The organism is Rhodococcus sp. YH1, assembly GCF_009939605.1.
In the GTDB taxonomy this organism is placed as follows: domain Bacteria; phylum Actinomycetota; class Actinomycetes; order Mycobacteriales; family Mycobacteriaceae; genus Rhodococcus; species Rhodococcus aetherivorans.
On the sequence record NZ_WVTE01000172.1, the window covers coordinates 1 to 2521 of the forward strand.

Genomic DNA, 2521 nt, shown 5'->3' on the forward strand with positions numbered 1-2521 from the left:
CTTGCCAAGGTGAGGGTCGCGGGTTCGAATCCCGTCATCCGCTCCACCACCCGCGCGATTAGCTCAGCGGGAGAGCGCTTCCCTGACACGGAAGAGGTCACTGGTTCAATCCCAGTATCGCGCACCACGATCGACCAGGTTTCACCCCGCACTTCTCGACCCGGGCCACCGGGAAGAGAGGTGCACATGCGGATGTAGCGCAGCTGGTAGCGCATCACCTTGCCAAGGTGAGGGTCGCGGGTTCGAATCCCGTCATCCGCTCCACCACCCGCGCGATTAGCTCAGCGGGAGAGCGCTTCCCTGACACGGAAGAGGTCACTGGTTCAATCCCAGTATCGCGCACCATCCACACGGCGAAGGCCCTCCCGACCGGGAGGGCCTTCGCCGTATCGCCACCCCGTCAACGGGAGGCGTGCAGCCGGTTGGCGCCGGCGGTCATCGCGCGCAGTGCCGATTCGGTCCCGGTCGCCGCGATTCCCATGCTCCAGAGCCGGCGGCCGTCCGCCTCGCACAGCAGGAATGTCGCGTGGGTGTCACCGAGGTCGAACTGGTGGAAGGAGAGGATCTCGAGCGGCATCCCGAGGGTGTGCATCATGGCGGTCATCGCAGACACCGGGCCGGTGGCGGTCGCCGCGGCGGTGTGGATGGTCCCCCCCACGCCGAAGGTGGCCTCGTAGTTGCAGCGGCCGGCGCGCGCAGCCTCGGCGTACCAGCCACCGAGCCGCACGGGCCCGTGCTGCGGCGCATAGGTGGCGGTGAACTCGGCCCAGCTCATGCCGGCGGACTCGGCGCGCAGCTCGCGCGGCAGGAACCGACCGTAGCGTGCGGCGAAGGGATCGATCGGCGCCGAGCGGGGAGTGTCCGTGCAGCCGGCGGCAGGAATCAGAGCGGTGGAGGTGAAGGCGTTCATCGAAGGAGGTCTTCCGCGCGAAGGAAGGACCGACAGGTAGCTCAACGACCCGCAGCGAGGGGTCGGTCCGAATCAGACCCCGCTACGGCGGTGAACTACGAGTACGCGCTTCATGAGAGCCCACAGTAGAGCGTCGGCTCGCAGAAGGCAACCACCCCGGTAACCGGCGCGTGACCGAACCGTGACCCACCCGGCTGGAACCTGAGGAATCCCTCATGTATCGTCGGAGGTGCCATCCCCCCGATGGTAATGAACCCCAGCCATGACCCCCCATCCAAGGCTGGGGTTCAGCCATTTCCGGACCTCGGGCGTGCTCCGTCCCCCGAGCGTCGCCGCGGCGGAGCGCCGAGTGATCTACTGGTTGCTATGCCAACGCCGTCACTCGAGGAATCCACCGCGAACGTCTCCGTCGAGCAGGCCGGGATCTGGGATGCCGAGACCATCGCCGACGTCGCGGCCACCACATTCCCCCTGGCCTGCCCGTCCGATGCCTCCCAGGAGGACATCGCCGCCTTCATCGACGAGACCCTGTCCGCGGAACGGTTCAGCGAGTACCTCACCGACCCGACCCGCATCGTCCTCAAGGCGACGGTCGGTGGCGAGATCGTGGGCTACCTCATGGCAATCGATGCCGAACCGGCCGACCCGGCGGTCCGCGAAGCCGTGACGGCGCTGCCGACCACCGAGATCAGCAAGCTCTACGTGCTCCCGGGCAAGCACGGCACCGGTGTTGCGGCGGCACTGATGGCTGCCATCGTCGACCACGCCCGGGCGACCGGCTGCCGGGGGCTGTGGCTGGGGGTCAACCAACAGAACTCACGCGCCCGGCGGTTCTACGCCAAGAACGAGTTCGAGGTCGTGGGGACGCGGACGTTCCAGGTCGGCTCGCAGACCCACCACGACTACGTCATGCAACGCACCCTCTGACGCGAGGTCCTGCGCTCCCGGCGGCGTCCGCCGGGAGCGTGACTCAGCTGGCCGCGGTCTCGAACCGCGACAGTGCCAGCAGGCGCGACGTCGCGCGCAGGTACTTCTTGCGGTAGCCGCCGGCAAGCATCTCGGCGGTGAAGATCTCGTCCAGCTTCGCGCCGGCGACGGTCACCGGGATGCTCGCATCGTAGAGCCGGTCGGCGAGAACCACCAGGCGCAGCGCCACCGACTGGTCGTGGGCGGGATGGACCCCGTTGAGGAAGACCGCCGGGACGCCCTCGACGAGCTTGCCGTACCGCGACGGGTGCAGCGTGCTCAGGTGCGCGCACAATTCGTCGAAGTCGTCGAGGGTGGCGCCGGCCACCGCATCGGCTCGATCGAGCAGGTCCTCGGAGCTGATCGGGTCCGGTGCCGGGGGCAGGTCGCGGTGCCGGTAGTCGGGGCCGTCCACACGGATGGTCTCGAAGACGGCGGCGAGCTTCTTGATCTCGCGCAGGAAGTCCTGCGCCGCGAACCGGCCCTCCCCCAGCTGCCCGGGCAGGGTGTTGGACGTCGCGACGATGGACACGCCTCGCGCGGACAGCTCGGTCAGCAGCCGGGACACCAGCATCGTGTCGCCCGGGTCGTCGAGCTCGAACTCGTCGATGCACAGCACGCTGTGGTTCGACAGCTCCTCGACGG

General features: G+C 68.3%; 3 protein-coding genes and 3 tRNA genes. 4 read left to right on the forward strand and 2 right to left on the reverse strand.

The features are described from left to right. Positions 1-52 precede the first annotated feature (52 nt). From AIIKEEIJ_RS13720 to AIIKEEIJ_RS13730, 3 genes are all read left to right on the forward strand, one after another. Positions 53-127: transfer RNA gene (locus AIIKEEIJ_RS13720), tRNA-Val, on the forward strand. Between the two features lie 61 nt (positions 128-188). Further along, positions 189-264, forward strand: a tRNA-Gly gene (locus tag AIIKEEIJ_RS13725). A gap of 6 nt (positions 265-270) precedes the next feature. Further along, positions 271-345 (forward strand) — tRNA-Val (locus AIIKEEIJ_RS13730). 55 nt (positions 346-400) lie between these two features. Here the strand turns inward: AIIKEEIJ_RS13730 and AIIKEEIJ_RS13735 are convergent. Beyond that, on the reverse strand, positions 401-910 hold the full coding sequence (locus AIIKEEIJ_RS13735) for an alpha-isopropylmalate synthase regulatory domain-containing protein (protein WP_029543459.1): 510 nt from the start codon (positions 908-910) through the stop codon (positions 401-403). A 366-nt stretch (positions 911-1276) separates the two neighbouring features. On the opposite strand from AIIKEEIJ_RS13735, the gene AIIKEEIJ_RS13740 reads away from it, so the two are divergent. After that, positions 1277-1837 (forward strand): GNAT family N-acetyltransferase, encoded by a 561-nt coding sequence (locus AIIKEEIJ_RS13740; protein ID WP_006938062.1) that lies wholly within the window; start codon positions 1277-1279, stop codon positions 1835-1837. Between the two features lie 43 nt (positions 1838-1880). Here the strand turns inward: AIIKEEIJ_RS13740 and zapE are convergent. After that, a partial coding sequence (zapE, locus tag AIIKEEIJ_RS13745; protein WP_161995877.1) for a cell division protein ZapE occupies positions 1881-2521 on the reverse strand: 641 nt, incomplete at its 5' end.